Here is a 21,134-nt window from a genome sequence, read left to right on the forward strand (position 1 = left end):
ATCACTCGGGAAGTGTTATATGAACATATTATTTGGCATGGAATCAAAAGATATAATTATGACAGCAGCAGTTATAATAGGTCCTATTCTTGCTGTTCAAATACAAAAAACATTAGAGCAATTTAGAGAAAGAAAACAAAGCCGCTTATCTATTTTTAGAACGCTAATGTCCACCAGAGCTCAAAGATTGCATAGAGAACATGTACAAGCATTGAATATGATCGATATAGAATTTTATGGAAGAAAAATCCCAATAATAAAAATAAGATATCAAACCAAGAAAGAACAAACTGTTACTCACGCCTGGAAAAGTTATAACAGCCATCTAAATAAAATACAAGACTACCCTGATATTAACATTTGGATATCTAAATCCGATGATCTCTTTACTGACTTACTCTACGCTCTTTCTCAAGCAATGAATTATGATTTTGATAAAGTACAATTACAAAGAGACTGTTATAGGCCAATTGCTCATGGCGATTTAGAAACAACACAAGCAAATATCTTAAAGGGTTTAGAAAAAGTTTTCTCTGGCGATACGGCCTTACCGATGTTTATTACTAATGCCCCCCTGAATAAGGCCAATCCGGATGATGAGGTCGTTTCTAAAAATACAAATGATTTCAATAAAGAATCACACTGATATGTTCATGCTTTTGGTGAAATACGTTTAGCTCGTAACGCCTCCCTCGCCAGTTCTTTCAACCAACTGGCGAGCCCCCCCTTCCTCAGCCGCCACAGCATCCAACTGCTCCTTCAATGCGGATCAATACGCATCTTAAACTGCGGAGACTGCCCGCCGCCTTTTGTTTTTTTTCGCGCGATATAATTGACATAAGGTCACCTAAACCTCCTGTATTAGCAACGCCTCGATGTGCGGGAACACAACCGGAGCGTCAAACCTCACTAACTATCAAGAAGTTGATTATGGCTGATTCACATTCAGCCCCAGACCCCGACCAATCCGGAACCGAGCGTTCGTTAATTCTGGGATACCGCCCGAATGTTTTCGACAAATCCACGCCGAATATCATCCTTTCCGGCAAGTGGCTGCACGCTGCAGGTTTTGATACCGGACAGCAGGTCACGGTAAAAATCATGAAAGGGTGCATCGTTTTGGTGGCGTATAACGAGCAGGAGCAGCGTTTGCAGGACGATTATAAACGGACGAAGGCAAAGCTCATTGAGATAGAGGACGCGCTTGCGGCGATTCAAACTCCGCGTCCTGGAAAGCGGTTCGCAAACGTGAGTACAAACCACCGAGCTTAACGTTGAGAATATGGAGGCGGCATTACTGATAATGATGTCATCCATTATCCGTCACGAGAAAATGATTAACATGCTACTATCCGGAAATCCCGGATAGTTCGCCTGAAGGGAAACATCAGGTTTCCAGAAAGGATAGTTAACCATAACGGGTACCTCTCTTCTGAGGCGCCCAGTTCCACCAGGAACCCTCAAACGTCCCAGTAATACCAGATCAAAAGGTTCGTCACGAACGAACGCCAGCCTCACTCTCCAGCATGAATGAAAAAACGCTGGAAAGCGCCTCGCAATTTCTTAATTGCACGATCCGTTTGAAATCCCCTCTTTGTCATACTCCTGCCACTAACAGCCTGGCTGTCGATGACTGCCATTGCATTTATTAACTACAGCTTATATTCTTTTTATAAGCTACAGCTTATCATGGACGAAAGCATGTGGACGGTTCGGTTCGGAAAGGTATTCGAGCAGTGGTTGTTTGAACAAGAAGAAGGATTACAGGATAAGGTACTGGCAGACCTGCTAAATCTGCAACACTATGGGCCACGTCTTCCTCGTCCCTATGCAGATACGGTTAAAGGCTCACGGTATAAGCATATGAAAGAATTACGTATTCAATACGCTGGTCGTCCTGTTCGTGCTTTCTTCGCATTTGATCCTGTACGTCAGGCCATTGTGCTTTGCGCGGGCGATAAGAGTAACGACAAAACCTTTTATGAAAAAATGATTCGCATCGCAGATGCCGAATTTTCCCTTCATCTGACAAGCCAAGAGGCAGCCAAGTGAAAACCTTAAATGAAGTGATTGCGTCACGTTCACCGGAAAGCCAACAACGTATTAAAGAGATGGCAGAGGAAATGATCCTCGAAACGGGTCTGCAACTTTTACGCGAAGAGCTCAGGCTTTCGCAAAAAAAAGTTGCTGACCTGATGGGGGTGAGCCAGCCCGCAGTAACTCAGATAGAGCAACGTGGAAATGAACTAAAAATTGCCACGCTTAAGCGTTACATCGAGGCAATGGGTGGGAAACTCTGTATCGACGTTGAACTTCCCACAGGAAAACGCGTTGCATTTCATATCTAACAAGCGTGATTCCTGCGTTAAGTGAATATTCACTTAGCCAACCGCATATGCAGCAACGGAAACGGATTCCCCTGCCCGTCCAGTTCCGAGCGGCCGACCTGCTTAAACCCCATATGGCGATAAAACGCGACGCCCTGCGGGTTCTGCTCATTCACATCCACTTCGTTCGCACCGAACGCTGCGATGGCGTGTTGCAGCAGCAATTTCCCGACGCCTTTCCCCCGGCTCGCATCGTCAACAAACAACATTTCAATGCGGTTTTCATCCACGCCTAAAAAGCCGTGAATAACGCCTGCGTCATCCTGGGCCATCACGACGGTGAGGTTAGGCAAATACGCGTTAAGCAATAACGGGCGCAGCGCCGCGATATCGCTTTCCTGTAAAAAGTGGTGGGTGGCTCGGACGGAGGATTCCCAGATCGCGACCAGACGTTCGAAGTGTGTGGGGAGTGCGGTTTCTATTTTCATGGGGGGATCATGTGCGGTTTAGGACGTTAATTCAAGTCACTCCTTGCGCTCTGTTCCCCCTCACCCTAGCCCTCTCCCTCAGGGAGAGGGAACTGACCGTGCGGTTTTTCATCCCATACCCTGATCTCCATCACCGCGTACACCCCGTCCTTCGGCACGACCACGGTGACGTTTTCCACCGGCACGCCCGCCGCGAGGTGGATGTCCTGCAGCTGCTGCAGCGTCCTCGGGTGTATATCCTCCCAGCCAATACCGCGCAGCACAAAGTCAATGTGCGGGCTGCTGGTCAGCATGTTCGACACAATCACCGCCCCGCCGGGCTTGACCAGACGTAGCGCGCGCTGAAGGAAAATCACCGCATCGGTATCGCTGAAGTATTCGAAGATCCCCAGCGCGTCGACCAGTTCGGCCTGATGCTCGCCCAGCTCCAGCAGCAGGTCCTCGTTACGCACCAGCGTATGGAGCAGGTTGCGCCTGAGCAGCGTAAGCTGTTCGCCCACCACAATGCCTTCCTGCGCCGCCATGGTTTCCGCCCAGCTCAGCGCTACGGGGTCTTTGTCCACCAGCGTGAGATAGACCTGCTGGCCATCAAGCTTTGCTTCACGCAGCGCCTCCAGCACCGGGATGGCGGCGCCGCTCGCCAGGCTGACCCAGTTGTTCTCGCTCTCATTGTGAATGTACTTATCCACCAGCGCGGCCAGCACCCGGGCGCGGGAACGCACGCCGATGGCATCATTTGCGTGGATAAACCACTGGCGGCTGTCGCTGTCCATTTTTGTTCCGTCGGGCAGGCGGTCTTCCAGCGGGTTTTGCACCACAAACAGCGCCAGCGCGGAGGGGACCAGCCGGGTGCGCCACGCGGTGAGGGCCGGGCGGTTACGGAAGGCCTGTTCGGAATAGCGGTTCTGGGGGACAAGCACGGCCTGCCCGCCCTCGTCGTATTCCACCCGCGGCGGACGGAGCGCTGGCTCGGCTTTCAGGGCGCGGTCAAGGGAGGCGATCTCCCGGGCAGCATCGTCTTTCATCGGCCACTGGTCGCTGACGTCGGGAAATGACGCGCTGAAAATCGTCATATTTTCCGGCGCATCGCCGCGAAAAGGCTGCCAGTTCATGTCGTCTTCTCCCCGTTAGGCTTTTAACGGAAGTCTATCCAGGCGAGCCAGTAATGCCCCAGGAAGAAAGCACGATTTTTATTGCTTCACCCACACCAGCTGATCAACCCGGAAGCCCAGGCTGCGCGCAGTATTCAGGTAGTCCTGCTTCACCGCATCCGGGATGGTCGGCGTGCGCGACAGGATCCACAGGTAATCGCGGTTCGGGCCGCTGACCAGCGCATACTGGTACTTATCGTCCAGTCTGATCACGTTATAGCCGCCGTAGAACGGGCCGAAGAAGGAGACCTTCAGCGCGGCCGTGGTCGGTTCGCCGGTAAAGTACGCTTTCCCCTCGCTCTCGTTCCACTTATTCTTCACCGGATCGTAGCCCCGGTTAAGCACGCTGATACCGCCGTCGCTGCGCTTGCCGTAGGTCGCCGTCACCTGCTCCAGCCCGCGTTCGAAGCGGTTTTCCAGACGGGCGACTTCGTACCATTTGCCGAGATAGCGGCTGGCGTCAAAGTGGGTAATAGGCTGCACGCCTTTCGGCGGCGTGGGGGATTTACAGGCGACCAGCGTCAAAGCAATCGCAACACCGGTCACAACAGGCCATAGCTTCATGAGAATTCCTTTCATTTGCACGGTTGGATGTTAAGTGTAGTGCACCGTTTCGGCGCTTCATCCCGTTCGGGAAAATTCGTAGTATATTGAGAGTATTCCTCCACTCTGGACACTGACATGGCTTACTCCATCGGCGAATTCGCCAGACTCAGCGGCATCACCGCCACCACCCTGCGGGCGTGGCAGCGTCGCTATGGTTTACTCAAGCCACAGCGCACGGAAGGCGGCCATCGCCAGTACAGCGATGAGGACGTCCAGCAGGCGCTCAAAATCCTCGACTGGGTAAAAAAAGGCGTCCCGATCGGCCAGGTCAAGCCGCTGCTGGAACGCCCGACGCCGGGCCGGACTAACAACTGGCAAACCCTGCAGCAGAACATGCTGCAACGCCTGCAGGACGGCAAAGTGGAGTCCCTGCGCCAGATGATTTACGACGCCGGACGCGAGTACCCAAGACCCGAGCTGGTCGCGAACGTGCTGCGCCCGCTGCGCAGCCAGGTATCCGCCAACGTGGCCGCCGCCATGACCCTGCGCGCAATCCTCGACGGCATCATCATCGCCTACACCTCGTTTTGTCTCGAGGGTGATAAAAAAGCGCCGGGCGATAATATTCTGCTCAGCGGCTGGCACCTGAACGACGCCTGCGAGATCTGGCTCGAAGCCTTAACGCGCACCGGACAGGGACACCGAATCGACATTCTGCCCTCGCCTCCGGCCGCGCTGGCCCCGGAAATTTTCCCGGAGCGCAAATGGCTTCTGGTTACCAGCGGCAAGCTCACCGCCGCGCGGAAAAAGCAGGTGGAGCAGTGGCAGCAGCAGGTATCGCTTGAAGTGATTATCCTCTGATCATTTTCTCCTGCGGGAATCTTCACGAAAAGTTGAATATTTTCCCGCGCCGCAGATGCTAACGTTTTCCTGTCACAAATAACTCCACAGGAAAACACCATGAAAAAAACTGCCCCTCTGCTGATGCTGGCCGCGATGGCCTTTACCCCTGCCGCCTTTAGCGCCGCTCCTGCTGGCACCCTGAGCGTACACATCCTCGACCAGCAAACCGGCACGCCTCCACCGGGCGTCACCGTCACGCTGGAAAAGCAGCAGCAGGACAAATGGACCCCGATCGCCAGCGGTAAAACTGACCAGGATGGACGCATCAAATCGCTCTATCCGCAGGACCAGGACATGCAGCCTGGCGTGTATAAAGTGACCTTCAAAACCGCAGAGTACTTCCACGGCAAAAAGCTCGACTCCTTCTTCCCGGAGATCCCGGTGCTGTTTACCGTGACACGCACCAACGAGAAACTGCATATCCCGCTTCTGCTGAGCCAGTACGGTTACTCGACCTATAAGGGCAGCTAAGACGCATTGATTCTAAAGGAATAAAAAAAATAGTTCCGCTAATACTTGGACAAATTAGTCATGTTGTGTAAGTTTTAATTATATGAACGGGAGGACGACACCATGACGACGAAACCAGTGCTAGGTATTAGCGGATGTTTGACCGGATCCGCCGTTCGCTTTGACGGCGGACACAAGCGTATGGGCTTCGTCATGGATGAGCTGGCCCAGTGGGTGAATTTCAGGCCCGTCTGCCCGGAAATGGCCATCGGCCTGCCGACCCCTCGCCCGGCGCTGCGTCTGATCATGACGGAACACGGTGAAACGCAGATACGTTTTAGCCATGCGCCTCACGAAGACGTTACGCAGAAAATGGCGGACTTTACGGCAGATTTTTTGCCGAAAATCGGCGATCTCGCTGGTTTTATCGTCTGCGCTAAATCCCCAAGCTGCGGCATGGAACGCGTGCGTCTGTATGATGAAAACGGCAACCGGGGCCGCAAGGAGGGGGTCGGGCTGTTCACCGCCGCCCTCCTTGAAACCTGGCCGTGGCTGCCCGTGGAAGAGGATGGACGCTTGCACGATCCGGTGCTGCGGGAAAACTTTGTCGAACGTGTTTTTGCCCTGCACGAACTGAACACGCTGCGTAAAAATGGCCTCACGCGCCGCGCGCTGCTGGACTTCCACAGCCGTTACAAACTCCAGCTGCTGGCGCACCATCAGGCGGGTTACCGTGAAATCGGCCCGTTCGTTGCCTCGCTGCACGAGTGGGAAGACCTGGACGCCTTCTTCGTGGCGTACCGGGAAAAGCTGATGACCATCCTGAAAAAACCCGCTTCGCGTAAGAATCACACCAACGTGCTGATGCATATTCAGGGCTATTTTCGTAACCAGCTGAACACCCGCCAGCGCGGCGAGCTGCGCGACGTGATCCTGCATTATCGCAACGGACAGTTGCCTATCCTCGCCCCGATCACGCTGCTGAAGCACTACCTGGCCGAATACCCCGACCGGTATCTGATGACGCAAAACTACTTTGATCCCTATCCTGATGATTTGGGTCTGCGTCTGGCAGTCAAGTGATCATAAAAATGCGAAGGCCCCATTGACCCGTAGAGGCCCAAAGCAGTACCCCGTTTAGACGACATCCTCACTGTCGTCTCTTTTTTGCATTTCATCTCAAAGACTGTGATTATATACAGGCTTATTCTGCGAAAGGGGCCTGCCTGTGATCAATACCCTGCACATTCAAAATTACCGCTCCATCCGCGAGATGTCGCTGGAGCTGGAGCAGCTCAATATCGTCTTCGGGCCGAACGGGACCGGAAAATCGAATATCTACAAGGCGATACACCTGATGCACAGCGCCGCGCAGGGGCAGTTTTCCCAGGCGCTGGCGAACGAGGGCGGCATTCTGAAGGTGTTCTGGGCAGGTAAAACCCGTAGCGACCAGCTGCGGCGGATGAACCTCGCGGTAGAAACAGAGGCCTACGAATACGAGCTGCAGGTCGGGTTTGTGGAGAAGCTGCCCTATCCCTCGCAGTTTCAGCTCGACCCGGTGATCAAAGAGGAGTCCATCTGGCTGAGCGGCCAGCACCGTCGACCTTCGTCACAGCTGATGAAGCGTAAGAACCAGGCGGTGTTTCTGAACAACGTGCATCACGAGAAGGTGACCCACAGCGGCACGCTGTACGAGAACGAATCGGTATTCGGACAGCTCGGCGAACCACACCTTTACCCGGAAGTGTCGCAGATGCGCGAGTCCCTGCGTAACTGGCGCTTTTATCATGAGTTTTCTGTATCAATCGGCTCGGCGATGCGGGCCCCGCAGGTCGGTTTCCGCTCCCCGGTGCTGGCCAGCGACGGCGCTAACCTGGCGGCGGCGTTTCAGACCATTGTCGAGATTGGCGACGAGCTGCTGCTGATGCGCATCCTTGACCAGGCCTTCCCCGGCTGCGTGTTTTATAGCGACAACACCGGCGGACGTTTCCGGATGATGATGCAGCGCGAGGGGCTGAGCAGACCGCTGGAGCCAGCGGAGTTTTCCGACGGTACCCTGCGCTTCCTGTGCCTGGCGGTAGCGCTGTTAAGCCCGCGCCCACCGGCGTTTATCGCGTTGAACGAACCGGAAAACAGCCTGCACCCGCAGATGCTGCCTGCCCTGGCGAGCTTAATCGCCGAGGCCAGCCGCTACTCGCAGATCTGGCTCACCAGCCACTCGCCGGAGCTGGCGACGTTGATTGAGAAGCAGCGATCATTTTCGCTGTATCAGCTGTCGATGGTGGAGGGAGAGACGCGGGTGGAGAGGCTGGGGTAGTCTCAATGGGTACGGAGGCTGTTTTTTCGCATCTCGCTTCAGTGAAGCATGCCAATAAAGAACCCCAGATACCCGGCCCTGCTTAACCATATAAAGGGACTGGTGAGGCCGGACCGCCGGAGATTAATCTACTCTCTCGTGGGGGCCAGGCCATCATTTTTGATAAAGACATTTTCGTGAGCTAAAACCATCTTTACTGGATAAAAACCAGTCCAAATCATTTCCTAAAATGATCATTATCCATATACATCATTTCACTACGATACTTAATTTCGACAACAACACACGCATTATTTTCGGAATTTTAAGTGATTATAGTGGCGAATTTCTTTGTATAACAATGGCCAACTACCACAACCAATCAAAACCCCACCAATGAAACCAATTTTTATATATTTTACAACATAATCTGTTGTAAATAAATCAGATGACAGCATCCAAATCCCAAAAATTAAAATAAATGAGCATATGAACATCATAAAAAACACCCAAACAAAAAACAAAACCAGGAGGCGTTTCATTTCTCACTTCCTTTTACTTTATCTTGAGTAATAGAACTAAATCCTTCCGATGAAAACGCACCAAGACTCCCCCCTAAAATACCGGGAAGAGAGCTCATTTGGCCGCCCTGATATATACCATACCCGACATATTTTTCCGAATACTGCAGTGAATACTTGCTAGCATCCATACCCAACTGATTTTTTATGTACTGGGATTCAAGTTTATTGGTGACTGCGGCACCTATACCATAACCAACACCTGTACCTGCCATACTCCCGATCACTGAAGACGTGCTGTCCTGACCTTCAATCTGGCTGCTCATGTATGCACTGCCCGCGCCAAGCAACTGGTTAGCGTAATACCCCTTACCTGCCGTTCCTGCTCCGGTCAATCCCGATAGAGCAAAACTCAGGTAATCAAACTTATCTCCCGTATTGCCCGTTGCAATCTGCACTGCCCCGTTAGCGCCATAGCTCAGACCGGCACTGACTAATTTTTCAGCCCATGTTGCTGATGATGTTAACAGCGAACCTGCTCCGGCAACCGAGCCCCAGAAATTTTCAGGCTCACCAAAAAACGCCAGTGCGCGGACACCATCAGAAGTATTGCTGTTCAGATAAGCCAAGTCATAGCTATTGCCTTCAATAACATAATTCTTAACATCCTGGTTTTCCAACGAACCATACAGCCAGCCAGGTCGACTCGCCGCACTGAGTCCACCTTCAATATTCCACTTATCTTCACCGGACAGAGCCGTCAGAGGGTCCGCTGCTACATCAATATGCAATTTTAGTCTATTATTAGCACTAATTACTGCATATTTATTCTGAATGCCGCCACACTCCCCTCCGGATTTACGACAGGCAGTCATTTCTTTATCGAAAGCCTGTGCCTCATTCCAGCTCAAAAAGTTATTCTCAACACTATTCTTCCCTGCACTGGCCCCAACCGCAGCACCAGCCGTATTTCCCCCGGCAATCCCACCAGCTATTCCCGCTGAAATAGAGGCCAACGTACTCACGGTTTGCTTCTGTTTTTCCGTTAACTTCGACGGGTCTGTGTCCGGATAAAACTGTTTGGCAATCGCTGTCGCAATCAGTTCGCCGGATGCGGCCCCCACAGCACCCGCTGCGGCACTGTTGCCCTGAAGGGCTGCGGTTACGCCGCCGAGGATGGCATGGGCAATCGCTTTTGCCGCCGTATCGTCATCAATGCCTGCATGATGGCCGATGATATTCGCCAGCTCCGGTACCGATGCGCCCGCCAGCGCCCCTCCGATATTGCCGCCCGCCAGTCCCTGCAGTGCTGCTGTAGCCGCCTGGATGCCGCGCTGCATGGCGCTGCCGGTTCCGTACGTCACCATCACTTCTTTGTATGCCTGGGTATCTCGCAGTTTCGCCAGATAATCCTGGCGCTGTTTCTCTGTCGCGTTTGCGGGGAGTGTTGCGCCGGTTTCTTTCTGGGCCGCCTTCAGCCCGTTCAGGTCACCCTGCGTCCTGGCAATATCCGCTACCTGGCTGCCAATTTCGCTGATCATCCCAACTGCGTTCAGGCGATTCTGCTCTTTCTCCTTGTCGAAGATCGGGCTGATGCTGTCGTTGGCATGTTCGGTGTCGCGACTCAGATCGGCTACGTCCTGCTTCTGGTTTGCCTTGTCGCGGATGGTGAGGGAGCCTTCTGCTAAGGCGGCCTGCGTGGTGCCTTCCTTATGGCCTTTATTACCCGCAGCGGAGATCATGCCTCCCGGCAGGTTGCCCTGGAATTTATCCCCGAAGCTGCCGCCGCCGCTCAGGCTGATACCGGAGTGCGAGGTTTTAAAGTCCGCTTCGTTGTGGATATCGCTGAAACCCAGCGTCCCGGTATCGAGGCTGTTTTTGTCCGGCGTGGCGGTAGATGCGATAACCGCGCCATCAAGCTGGGTGTGATGCCCCACGGTGATGTCGAAGCCGCCGTCCCCGGCATACAGCCCGGTTTGTTCGGCCACCGAATCAAAGCGGCTCTTCATCTTGTCCTGGCTGGCGTTGATATAGCCTGAACCGGACATAGTGCCGAAGGTGAAGCTGCCACCCGCTGCAACGCTGGTCTGCTTGCTGTCGTAGTCGCTGTTGTTCTGCTGGCTGCGCATCAGCAGGTCGTGACCAACATCTGCCATGATTTTATTGCCGTTAACCTGAGCGCCAGCAAGCACGGTGTCGTGCCCGCTTTTTAGGGTGACGTTTTTGCCGCTGTCGATTGTGGTTTCGGTCCAGTCTGTACCGTTGCCTTTATCCTTGCCGTGCGCGGCGTTAACGTTGGCAAACACGCTGATACCCGCACCGTTGCCGCCGGCACCGATGCTCACGCCAATGCCGCCACCGCTGCTGCTGTTCTTGCCGCTGGTTTTTTGGGTATTCGCCGCGCCGGACAGCAGAATGTCGTTCTGTGCATCCAGCGTGGTATCGCCCCCGGCTTTCAGCTGGCTGCCCGCAATCACGATGTCGCCGCTATTTGTACCTTTGTTTTTGCCGTTCGCGGTGATGGAGAGATTGCTGCCTGCGTTCAGCGTGCTGCCTGCCACGGCATCACTCTCAGCATGCTGCTGTGATTTCGACTTCTGGGTCGTCAGCGAGAGGCTCACACCCATTGCGTTCGGGTCGCCGGTGGTTGCCGCCATATCCACTGCCTGCCCGGCCTGCACGCCGGACAGCACCGTTTTGGTGGCCTGAAGGGCTTTCAGGCGGCCATCACTTTGCTCTTTGGTCTCCTGTGCCGCGCTCACGGCATTGTTAATAGCGCTACCGACGGTGCCGGAGAGCGCCACGGTGAGCCCGCTTTTCTTCTGCTCGAAGGTTTCATCCCGGGTGCGCTTGTCGTGCCCCGGTTCGATGATGACGCTGTCGCCACTGAGGCTTAAATCCTTCCCGGCGATAAGATCCGCCCCGCCGATGTGGGCCTGGTTTCCGGCAGAAATCGCGACGTTACCCCCCGTCGAGCCCACCGTACTGAAACTCTGGCTCTGGGTGGTACCCTTCTCACGGAGATCCTGGGTACTTTTGCTGCTGCCGATGGTGAAACCAATCCCGCCCGAGCCCATCAGGCCGGATTTTTTCTCTTCCTTAAAGCGCCAGGAGGTATCGCTGTTCGTCGCTGCCACGATATCGACGTTGTTGCCCGCCTTAAGCTTCACGTCACCATCGCCCGCCACGGCGGATCCGTTCACCAGCAGGTTATTGCCCGCCACCACCTGCACGTTATCGCCGCTCAGCAATGAGCCGGATTCACGCGTCGCGCTGTTCTCCTCGATGGTGTGGGTGGTTTTCTTGCTCAGGAACCCTTTTTTGGTTTTGGTCTGCTCTTTGTAGTGATAATCGCTTTCGGTTGCGGTATTGAGAGTGGCGTCGCGGCCCGCCGCCACGCCGATATCGCCCTTCGCCGTCACCTGCGCGGCTTCGGTGGTGACATCGCGCCCGGCGAGGATCTGGGTATTCGCCCCGCTGGCGATCTCGGTTCCCTGCTGGCGTACCGATTCGTTGATGACGGTTTTCTTGCCTGACTTATAGCTATCGCCCTGTGTGGTCTCTTCCGCCGCCAGATTCACGTCGCGACCCGCCTGCAGCCCGACGCTTTTCTCCGCTGCCAGCGCGGCGGCCTGAGCGTTGATATCCTGCCCGGCCTTCAGCACCAGGTTATCGCCTGCGGAAATCGTGGTGCGGTCGAGCCCGGTGCTGTGGGACTCGCTTTTCCCTTTACGGCTGCTTTCGCTGGTCTGTGCCGCGTTCAGATTGAGATCGTTGCCTGCGCTCAGCCCCGCGCTGCCGCCCGCCTTCAGGTCGCTGGCGGTCACGTCAAGGTTGTGCCCGGCGTTCACCAGCAGGTTGCCGCCCGCGGTGACGTTACTGCCCTGATACGTGACGGACGAACGGCTGGTTTTCGCCCGGCTGGAGCTGAATGCGTCGTTGACCTGATTCGCGTTGACGGCAATATCGCCCCACGCGTTCAGCAGCATATCGCCGCCGGAGGCCAGGTTCGCCCCGGTAACGGTGATGTTTTTCCCCGCCTCAAGCGACAGGCCATCCTGCGCGGTAATAGACGCCGTGTTGCCCAGCAGGGTGTCTTTCAGGCCGATCTTGCCGTACTTCCCTCCGGCGTTGATATCAATCTGCTCAACCTGGGTCAGGTTGTTGATGCTGCCGTCCAGGCTCTCCAGCGCGACCGTTTTGCCGCTGATGGTGGAGCTAATGTTATTGATATCGCCGATAGCGCTCAGGTTCAGGTCGCCGCCCGCTTTCATCAGGCCGTTGTTGAGGTTGCTGATGCTGTTCTGACTGTCGAGCGTCAGGCTGTTTTTCGCCAGCAGCGAGCTGCCGCTGTTGGTGATGTCGCCGCCCTTCAGGGTGACGTTGTTGCCCGCGATTACGCTGCCGTTATTGACGGTGACGTCCTTCGGCGACAGGTAGAGTTTCGGCACCATCACGGTTTCACCGTTGACGGTGGCTTTCTCCCACCACAGCAAGCTGTGGTCGAGCGCGGCAATCTGATCGGCGGTCAGCGAGACGCCAAACTGCAGGCCCAGCGACTGCTGCGCCGCCGCCGCGTTGTCCATCAGATAGCGCATCTGATCCAGATCGGAGCCGATGCCATTCAGGTAGCGGTTACCGGTCTGGTTGAGCACCACGTTGGAGACATAACGGGTATCAAACGCCGCATCACCGAGGAAGCGGTAATCGTAGTCCGGGTTCAGGTTGAGACGGCCTAGCATGTAAGACGAGCCGAGGAACTGCTTCTCGTCGGTAAACGCCAGCCGCGTCTCCTGCGGTGCCGTGGACGACGGTTTGACCCCGAGCATTGCGTTCAGGTCGGCAAACAGGGCGGGATCAAGCTGTCCGAGACCGTTCAGTTTCGGGTTGATGCTGATCAGGTACGGGCTTTTCGGGTTGTCGGAGAAGACAAAATAGCCGTTGTTGCCCGACGGAAGCGGGTAAGCGCTGGTATCGACGCGCTGGCCCTGATAATGCCCGACGGCGCCGCCCTGGGCGGTTCTGAGATCGGCCGTGGTGACCCCGGCATTCGCCAGTGCGCCCAGCTGGCCGAGGTTCGCGTTGCCTTTCTGCCTGGTGCCAATGTTGCTAAGAGGCGTGCCGGACGCGCCGCCGTTATCCAGCGCGCCGCCGCCGTTAAGCTGCTGCAGCGCACCCTGGAGCTGATCGTTCCACTGCGGCGAGTTCACCGCCACGGTGCCGGTATTGCTCAGCCCCTGTTTTTGTACGCCGCTGCCGACGCTCTGGTTGCTGAGGGTGTTCAGCGACGGTGTGGAGATAACGTTGCTGACGCCACCTGCATTAGCGGTGGTATTAGTGTTGCTGATGTTACTGGTGAAGTTTGCGGTGACGTTACCGCCCGCCTGGATGACGGCGCGGTAAAGTTGACCGGCTGTTTGCTCGGTTTGTATTTCTCCCGTTGATTTATAGTGAATCTCCTGTAATGTCGCGTACTCTGACATTGAATTGGTATGTCGTGGTTTCTTATTCTGCTCAGAATCATTCGCTGAAACCGGATCCGTGGTTTCAAAAACAAGATAATTCTGTTTGCTACCTGATTGCCACGATTCGTTGTTCAGTGTGTTGCCACTGAGTGAAAAATCATTACCGGCAAGAAGAATACCGGCCTGATTTGTCAATTGCCCGGCTGAAATATTGAAATTCTTCCCGGCTGATATCCTTGGTTGACTTCCTTCGACTGTAACAGCGACATCGCTTTGAGAAAGGAGAACTTTTTTAAATCTGGCCCGCTCATAAACACTAACGTTCCATACAACATCCCGATCAAACCCATCGCCATGCGGTGAACCGAGTGAATAATGATAACCCACTTCATTCGGTCCCATATCATCCAGAGAAATAACCCCTTGCAACCCTTTTACCCATGATGGCATTTCAGCCTGAACCACCTCTCCTCCGATGGCTTGCAACGACACATAACGGTTAGAGAAATTACCTGTATTGATAATAATATCGCCACCCTGCGTCTCAATATTCCCCGACGTGTTCACCACCTGGCTGTTCGCATTTCCCGCCGCATCTCGCTGCATCCACAGGTTGTTCCCCGCCATGATGTCGCCGCGCTGGTTGGTGATGCTGTCGGCAAACAGCGCCAGGTTATTCGCCGCGTACAGCAGCGCGGTGTTGACGATAGCGCCCGGCGCGCTCAGGGTCAGCGAGCCGCGCGTGCCGGTGAAGCCGTCCACGGTAATATTGCTCCGGCTGGCCACGGTGATGTCACCTCCGCCCTGCACCGAGCCCGCGCCGTTCAGCGCCACGCTGCTGCCGGAGAGCGTGCTCGCGCCGCCGCCAGTGGTGATTTGTCCGTTGTTGCTGAGCTGCCCGCCCGCATTCAGGTTGACCGCCTGCCCCTGCAGCACGCTGCGGTTATCGATGTCGCCGCCGCTGTTGATGGTGAGGGTTCTGCCTGCCGCCACAGCGGTTCTGCTGGTAAACGCGTTCGTCAGCTGCAGCGTTAAGTCCCCCAGGGACACCAGCTGGCCGGTAAGGTCCAGCCCCCGGCTTTGCAGCCACAGGTTGCCGCCGCTCAGCAGCTTGCCGCCCGCGCTCTGGGTTACCTGGTCCGCGCCAATATTCAGCTGCGTGTTGCCGAGCAGCGTGCCGCTGTTGTTCAGCTGGCTGTAGTTAACCGTCAGCTGTCCCGCCTGGGTGGTGCCCTGGCTGGCGAAATTGGTGCCGGTCAGGGTGGCGCGATCGGCCACCCACGTGCCGCCGTTGGTAGCGTTTGCCGCATTCAGGATCAGGTCGGTGGCCTGCAGCCAGCCAGTGCCCGTGAACTGCGGCGTGCCGAGCGTCAGGCGCGCGCCGGAAAGCAGCCTGCCGTCGTTACGCGCCTGCGAGGAGGCGGTCACGCGCGTCTCGCCGCCGCCCTGGATCAGGCCGTAGTTAAACAGCGCGGGCGTGGTCAGCGTCAGCGCATCGCGGCTGACGATTTCGCCTCCGCTGTTGTTGGTCAGCGTCCCGCTGAGGGCCAGCGTCGCGCCGTTATCGCCCTGCAGACGTCCGTTGTTGGTGAGCGCCCCGGTGGTGATGCCGAGCGTGCCCCCCTGCACTTTGCCGTCGCTGGTGACGGAGGCCGCCGTAATGTTCAGCGCCCCGCCGGACAGCAGGGTGCCGCCAGACTGCTGGCTGACCGCGCCGGTCTGGCTGAGGGTCAGGCCATTCACGCCGCTGATGGCGCCGCTGTTGCTGAGCGTTCCACCTGTCAGCGTCAGGTTTTTCGCCGCCCACTGCCCCTGGTTCGCCAGCGTCGCGGCCTGCAGCGTCGCCGCACCCAGCGCGGTGATCCTGCTACCTGCGGTTCCTGTGAGCGTATCGGCCAGCGTCATCTGCAGCGCGTCGGCGCTCTGCACCGCGCCGCTGTTGGTGAGCGACCGGGCGTTAAGCAGGATGTTCTGTGCCTGCCAGCTGCCGGCGTTGGTCACCGCGCCGGACGCAATCGTCAGAGTACCCTGGGTGAGAAGCTTACCGCCTGCGCCGTTGATCAGCTCCTGCTGAGGCGCGGCCATCGCCATGCGCGCCATCAGCCGCTGCTGCCCCTGAACGGTCAGGCTCTGCAGACCGGTTAAGGTGCCCTGGTTGTTAATGCTGTTCTGATGCAGCGCGAGGGTGTTCCCCTGCACGGTACCGCTGTTTTTAAGCGTGCTGCCGCCGAGCGTCACATCGCCCTCGCTGAGGAGCTGCCCGCGGTTATCCAGCGTCTGTGCGGTGATATCCGCCCGGCCCTGGCTCATCAGCGAGCCGGTTGAGGTCAGCGTGCCGCCGGTCGTGGCCGTCAGCGTTCCCTGGCTGAGCAGAGACCCGCCGTGCGTCCAGTCGCTGGCGCTGATGTCCGCGTCGTTCCCCTGCAGCGTGCCCTGCGTGGTCAACTGGCCTGCATCCAGCGTCAACATGCCGCCGGAGAGGGTGCGCGAGGTCGCGCCCGTGGTCAGCGTGGTCCCGGTGAGCGCCAGGCCGTTCGTTCCCTGCATCAGCCCGCCGTTGTTCATATCGCGGGCAGTGAGGGACAGCGTACCGCCCGTGATGCGCCCCGGGTTCGCCAGGGTGTCCGCGGTGAAGGCGGTCGTGCCGCCGCTCTGCAGCAGCCCGGTATTCGTTAACGCCCCGCTGAGCGTGCCGCTGAGTCCCGTCTGCCCGTTCACCGTGCCGCTGTTGGTGAGGGTGGTGCCGGTCATGCCCAGCGTGGCGCCCTGCAGCGTACCGGCGTTGGTCAGCTGTCCGCCCGTCAGCGTGAAGCCGCCGCCGGAGAGCCATTTACCGTTCAGCTCGTTGATAAAGCGGTCGGCGGTGGCGTTAACCGCGTTGCTGCCCTGCATCAGACCGCTGTTGCGCAGCTCAATACCGCCTGCTGTCAGCGTTTTGCCCGCCACCGTGCCGCTGCTGGTCAGTGTCGTCGCGTTAAGCGCGGCATCGTCGGTGGCAACGATGTTCCCCGTGTTGGTCAGGGCATTGCTCAGACCCAAATCCAGGCTCTGCGCCTGAATATCGCCCCGGTTCGTCAGGTCGCTGCCCCGCAGGGTAAACCCGCCCTTCACCAGCAGCAGGCCGGCGTTATCGAGCGTGTCGAGGGATACGTTCAGAGGACTGCCGCTCACCAGCTGCCCGGTGGCGCCGTTGCTCAGCGCGCGGGTGGTCAGCACCAGCGTGTCGTTGCCCTGAAGAATCCCGGTGTTGTTCAACTGCGCAGCCTTCACAGTGAGGGCTTTCCCGGCCAGTTGGCCGTCGTTGAACAGCTGCGCCGCCGTCAGCGTGAACAGATTCTGGCTGAGCAGGGCACCCGTGTTATCCAGCCTGCCGGTCGCGGAAAGCGTCAGGGCGTCCAGCGTCTGAACGCTGCCCTGGTTATTCAGGCTCCCGGCGTCAAGCGTCGCGCTGCGCCCCTGAAGGCTGCCCGCGTTGCTGAGGGTTTGTCCGCTCAGCGTCAGGCTCTCGCCGCCCGTCACCTGGCCCTGAGGCTGGTTCGTGAAGGTGTTCCCGGACCAGGCCAGCGTGCTGCTGCCCTGAAGCAGGCCGCTGTTCTGCAGGTCGCCCCGCAGGGTCAGCACTTTCGCCAGCAGCTGGCCACGGTTATCGGTCCTGTCGGCCTGGACGTCCAGCGCCTGCTGGCTGAGCACCTTACCGCTGTTGGTCAGCGTGCCGGTCACCGCCGCCGTCACGCCCGTTTCCCCCAGCGCGTTACCGGTGTTCATCCACTCACCGGTGGCCAGGTTCAGGGTGTTGCCCTGCAGCAGCCCGGCGTTGTTCAGGGTGGTGTGGTGCAGGGCGAGCGCGCCGCCGGAGAGCAGCATACCCGCCTGCTGGTTAGTGAGCTGTGCCCCCGTAGCCGTCAGGGAGTGTGTCCCCTGCAGCGTGCCGCCGTTGGTCACCGACGCGCTGTTAAACTGCGCGTCGGTACCGGCCATCAGCCCGCTGTTCGTCAGGCTGGCGGTAGTCAGCGTCAGGCCGTCCCGGGCAATTACCCGCCCGTCGGCATCGTTGCTGGCCTGTCGGGTCAGGTTCAGCAGCAGCGCGGTGGCGCTGAGCTCGCCGCTGTTGGCCAGCGTTTCACCGCCGAGCGTCAGTGTTCCGCTGCTGCGCAGCGCGCCACGGTTAGTGAGGTCTGCCACGCCGAGCGTCAGCGCCGAGTCCCCCTCGACGGTGCCCTGGTTTTGCAGGCTGTTCGCCGTGATGTGCAGGTCGCTGGCCGCAATATTGCCCGCGTTCGCAAACGCAGTGCCGTTCAGGGTGAGCCGGCCGTCCGCCAGCAGGCGTCCGGTATCGGTGTTGGTCAGGCTGAGGTAGTCGCTGCTCAGGCTGACGCCGTTGATTTCACCCTGGTTTGTCAGCGTGTCGCCCCGGAGGTGCAGCGTGCCGTCAGTGGTGATAAGCCCGCTGTTAGACAGCACCGGAACGTTCAGCGTTAAATCCTGCGTGCTGTAGACCGATCCGCCCGCGAGGTTTGTGAGTGACCCGGTCTTCAGGCCGAGCAGGGTGGTCCCCTGCAGCAGTCCGCTGTTCTCCACCGAGGCAGCGTCCAGCGCCAGCGTACCGGCAACCAGCGTACCGCTGTTGGTGATGCGATCAGGAGCCGTCAGGGTCATGCGATCCGCTTTTGCGACGCCGGACTGGAGGATATTCTGTCCGCTGAGCGCGATGGCGCTGGCGGTAAGCTCTCCGCCGCTGGTCAGGTCGCCGGTCGCGTTAAAACTCAGCGCGTTACCGGTGGATTTCCCGGCGTGCGCAATCGTGCCCGCCGTCACCGACAGAGCACCCTTCGCCGCCTGCGTGCCGTTCAGTGCGGCATTCTGCGCCTGCAGAGTGAGCCCCTGCCCGCTCTGCAGATGCGCATCCTGGCCGGTGGTCAGGTCGCCGGTACTGACGGTTAATGCCCCCGCCGCGTCCGTCTGCCCGTTCAGGCTGGCGCTGCGGGTCGCGGTAATCTGAATATTACCCTGACTGGTGGTACGGGACGCCTGACCGCTGGTCAGGGTGCCGGTCTGCGCCGTCAGCGCCGTCGCGCCGGACAGGATGCCATTCTGTTCAAGCGCGTCTGCCGTCACGCTCATCGCCCCGTCAGCCAGCAAGCTGCCGCTGTTACGCAGGGTCTGCTGCGCCGTGACGTTTGCATTGCCCTTCGCGCTCAGCGTGCCCCGCTGTTCCAGGGTACCGGCGCTTAGCGCCAGGTTGCCGGCGCTCTGCAGGGTACCGCTGTTAGTGACCGTCTGCCCCTTCAGGGTGACGTCGTTACCCTGCACCGTGCCGCCGTTTGTCAGCTCTCCTGCATTCACGTCAAGGTGGCCTTTCGCTGCCAGCTGGCCGCTGTTGGACACCCTGTTGCCGGAGAGGGCAATGTTGCGCCCCGCATTCACCTGCCCCTGATTACTGACGGCGCTGCCCGTCAGGCGGACATCGCCCGTAGCATCGGCCCGGCTCTGGCCGTCCATCACCAGCTGTCCGCCGCTCAGGGCCAGATTCTCTCCTGCCGAGACCGCACTGGCCGTGGATGACAGCGTGCCGCCGCTGCTGAGGGTCGCGCGGGTATCGCTACCGCTGCGGGTATTCGTCAGCGTGATATCTTTCCCGGCCGCCACGCTGAGCACGCCTTTGCTGGTGACGCTGCCGCCGCGCTGCGTCAGGCTGCCGTCGGTGGACAGCGTGGTGTCGGCCTGACCCGTCAGCGTCGCATCCGCAAGCGCTGTACCCTGTTTGCTCGTGACGGTTAGCGCCCCGCCTTGTGCCGACACGCCGCCGCCGTTTACGGTCAGGGTATCTTTACTGTCCAGCGTCGCCGCACCGCGGGAGACCAGGGAGGTATTGCTGAGCGTCATCCCCTGCCCGCTGCTCACCGACAGCGCGCCCGCGCTGTTTGTCCCGCCGCCCGTCGTCTGCACTTTCCCCGCAGCGGAAAGGCGCATATCGCCCTGGCTGGCGAGCGTGCTGTTATTGAGTTCCACATCCTGCGAGCTGGCCACATTCAGCGCGCCCCCGGCCTGATGGCTGCCGTTGAGGACCACTCCCGCGCCATTCGCGGTAATCGAGCCGCTGGCCAGGCTGTTCGTGACCGTCAGTTTCCCGCCCGCGTCCAGCTGAATATCGCCCTGGCGCGCGGTGAGGTTGCCGAGGTTCACCCCCACGCCCGTCTCGCTGGAGACCAGGCGAATACGGTTGGCATACATCCCGCCGAGCGCGCCGGTATCCACGGCCACCACGGGCGCGACGCCCTCACCGGCAATCGGTTTGACGCTGCCGTCTGCGCCCACGCGGTTCGCCCCTGCCGTTACCGTCAGGTCGTTCGCATGTATCGCGGCGTTCACTTCCGTCGCGCGCGCAATGATCGACAGCGCGTCGCTCTTGCTGGCATCCAGCCCCTGGCCTTCAACCGTGATGGCGCCTTTCGTCACCTCCAGCGCCTGCAGGTTACCGCTGGCGTCGAACTGCGGTTTCCCCGTGGTCAGGGTGACGTTCGGGGTGTTGATAAATCCGCACCCGTTACAGGTAATGCCGTACGGGTTGGCCACCATGACGTTTGCTGCTTTACCGGCAACTTCCGTGTAGCCCTGTAACTGCGAGCGGCTGGCGCCCGTGACTTCGTTGATAATGCCTTTCGCTTCCCGCCCGGCCTGCAGGTTGGGGTTGTTCTGGATAAGCCCGCCCAGCTGAGTCTGGGTTAAACGGTCCGTGCCGTTATTGAGGATAAGCCCCTCTTTGCCGACGTTATACTCACCGAACTGGTTATGCGAGATACCCGCCCCGTTGGGCGTGGCGATGTTGACGACCGGCACCCCGTTCCCCGCCCGATCGACCGAAGTCTGCCCGGTCGGCGTCAGCGCCGCCGCGACGGCAGGAGCCATCGGCTGCCAGACCATTAAGCCGCAGACAATCCAGCTGATCAGACGCTGCGAGAAACGAACGGGTGGGTGACGGGTATCCAT

The 21,134-nt window shown here is 58.2% G+C and carries 12 protein-coding genes and 1 pseudogene; 8 read left to right on the plus strand and 5 right to left on the minus strand.

The window, feature by feature from the left end:
• Positions 1–19 precede the first annotated feature (19 nt).
• A complete protein-coding gene (locus ACMWJS_RS15265; RefSeq protein WP_262780899.1) occupies positions 20–646 on the plus strand; it encodes a DUF6680 family protein in 627 nt (208 codons plus the stop codon).
• A gap of 5 nt (positions 647–651) precedes the next feature.
• On the opposite strand, the pseudogene ACMWJS_RS15270 reads toward ACMWJS_RS15265, so the two are convergent.
• Positions 652–839 (minus strand): annotated as a pseudogene (locus ACMWJS_RS15270) (hypothetical protein).
• Positions 840–930: 91 nt separating this feature from the next.
• Here ACMWJS_RS15270 and ACMWJS_RS15275 point away from each other — a divergent pair.
• The 3 genes from ACMWJS_RS15275 (at position 931) to ACMWJS_RS15285 (ending at position 2,348) form a co-directional block, all read left to right on the plus strand.
• Entirely contained in the window at positions 931–1,272 is a 342-nt protein-coding gene (locus ACMWJS_RS15275; protein ID WP_414747263.1) for a SymE family type I addiction module toxin, read from the plus strand.
• 429 nt (positions 1,273–1,701) lie between these two features.
• Positions 1,702–2,052 (plus strand): type II toxin-antitoxin system RelE/ParE family toxin, encoded by a 351-nt coding sequence (locus tag ACMWJS_RS15280; protein WP_045907956.1) that lies wholly within the window; start codon positions 1,702–1,704, stop codon positions 2,050–2,052.
• A complete protein-coding gene (locus ACMWJS_RS15285; RefSeq protein ID WP_045352829.1) occupies positions 2,049–2,348 on the plus strand; it encodes a helix-turn-helix domain-containing protein in 300 nt (99 codons plus the stop codon). The genes ACMWJS_RS15280 and ACMWJS_RS15285 overlap by 4 nt, the downstream gene beginning before the upstream one ends.
• A gap of 29 nt (positions 2,349–2,377) precedes the next feature.
• On the opposite strand, the gene ACMWJS_RS15290 is transcribed toward ACMWJS_RS15285, so the two are convergent.
• The 3 genes from ACMWJS_RS15290 to ACMWJS_RS15300 form a co-directional block, all read right to left on the minus strand.
• Positions 2,378–2,815 carry an acetyltransferase gene (locus tag ACMWJS_RS15290; RefSeq protein ID WP_414747264.1) on the minus strand — a complete coding sequence of 146 codons (438 nt, stop codon included), beginning with the start codon at positions 2,813–2,815 and terminating at the stop codon, positions 2,378–2,380.
• 65 nt (positions 2,816–2,880) lie between these two features.
• Entirely contained in the window at positions 2,881–3,927 is a 1,047-nt protein-coding gene (locus tag ACMWJS_RS15295; RefSeq protein WP_414747265.1) for a class I SAM-dependent methyltransferase, read from the minus strand.
• Positions 3,928–4,005: 78 nt separating this feature from the next.
• Entirely contained in the window at positions 4,006–4,530 is a 525-nt protein-coding gene (locus ACMWJS_RS15300; RefSeq protein WP_063622787.1) for a lipocalin family protein, read from the minus strand.
• 117 nt (positions 4,531–4,647) lie between these two features.
• Here ACMWJS_RS15300 and ACMWJS_RS15305 point away from each other — a divergent pair, with 117 nt between their 5' ends.
• The 4 genes from ACMWJS_RS15305 (at position 4,648) to ACMWJS_RS15320 (ending at position 8,182) form a co-directional block, all read left to right on the plus strand.
• Positions 4,648–5,373 carry a MerR family transcriptional regulator gene (locus ACMWJS_RS15305; protein ID WP_048030818.1) on the plus strand — a complete coding sequence of 242 codons (726 nt, stop codon included), beginning with the start codon at positions 4,648–4,650 and terminating at the stop codon, positions 5,371–5,373.
• A 99-nt stretch (positions 5,374–5,472) separates the two neighbouring features.
• Complete coding sequence (gene uraH, locus ACMWJS_RS15310) at positions 5,473–5,886, plus strand: hydroxyisourate hydrolase (RefSeq protein ID WP_045907932.1); 414 nt, start codon at positions 5,473–5,475, stop codon at positions 5,884–5,886.
• 102 nt (positions 5,887–5,988) lie between these two features.
• Complete coding sequence (locus tag ACMWJS_RS15315; protein WP_414747266.1) at positions 5,989–6,948, plus strand: YbgA family protein; 960 nt, start codon at positions 5,989–5,991, stop codon at positions 6,946–6,948.
• A 145-nt stretch (positions 6,949–7,093) separates the two neighbouring features.
• Positions 7,094–8,182 (plus strand): AAA family ATPase, encoded by a 1,089-nt coding sequence (locus tag ACMWJS_RS15320; RefSeq protein WP_262808978.1) that lies wholly within the window; start codon positions 7,094–7,096, stop codon positions 8,180–8,182.
• Positions 8,183–8,699: 517 nt separating this feature from the next.
• On the opposite strand, the gene cdiA is transcribed toward ACMWJS_RS15320, so the two are convergent.
• Positions 8,700–21,134: a contact-dependent inhibition toxin CdiA gene (gene cdiA, locus ACMWJS_RS15325; protein ID WP_414747267.1), complete on the minus strand. Its 12,435-nt coding sequence runs from the start codon at positions 21,132–21,134 to the stop codon at positions 8,700–8,702.

Source organism: Enterobacter sp. HK-058-C-ECC, assembly GCF_047531125.1.
GTDB lineage: Bacteria > Pseudomonadota > Gammaproteobacteria > Enterobacterales > Enterobacteriaceae > Enterobacter > Enterobacter quasiroggenkampii.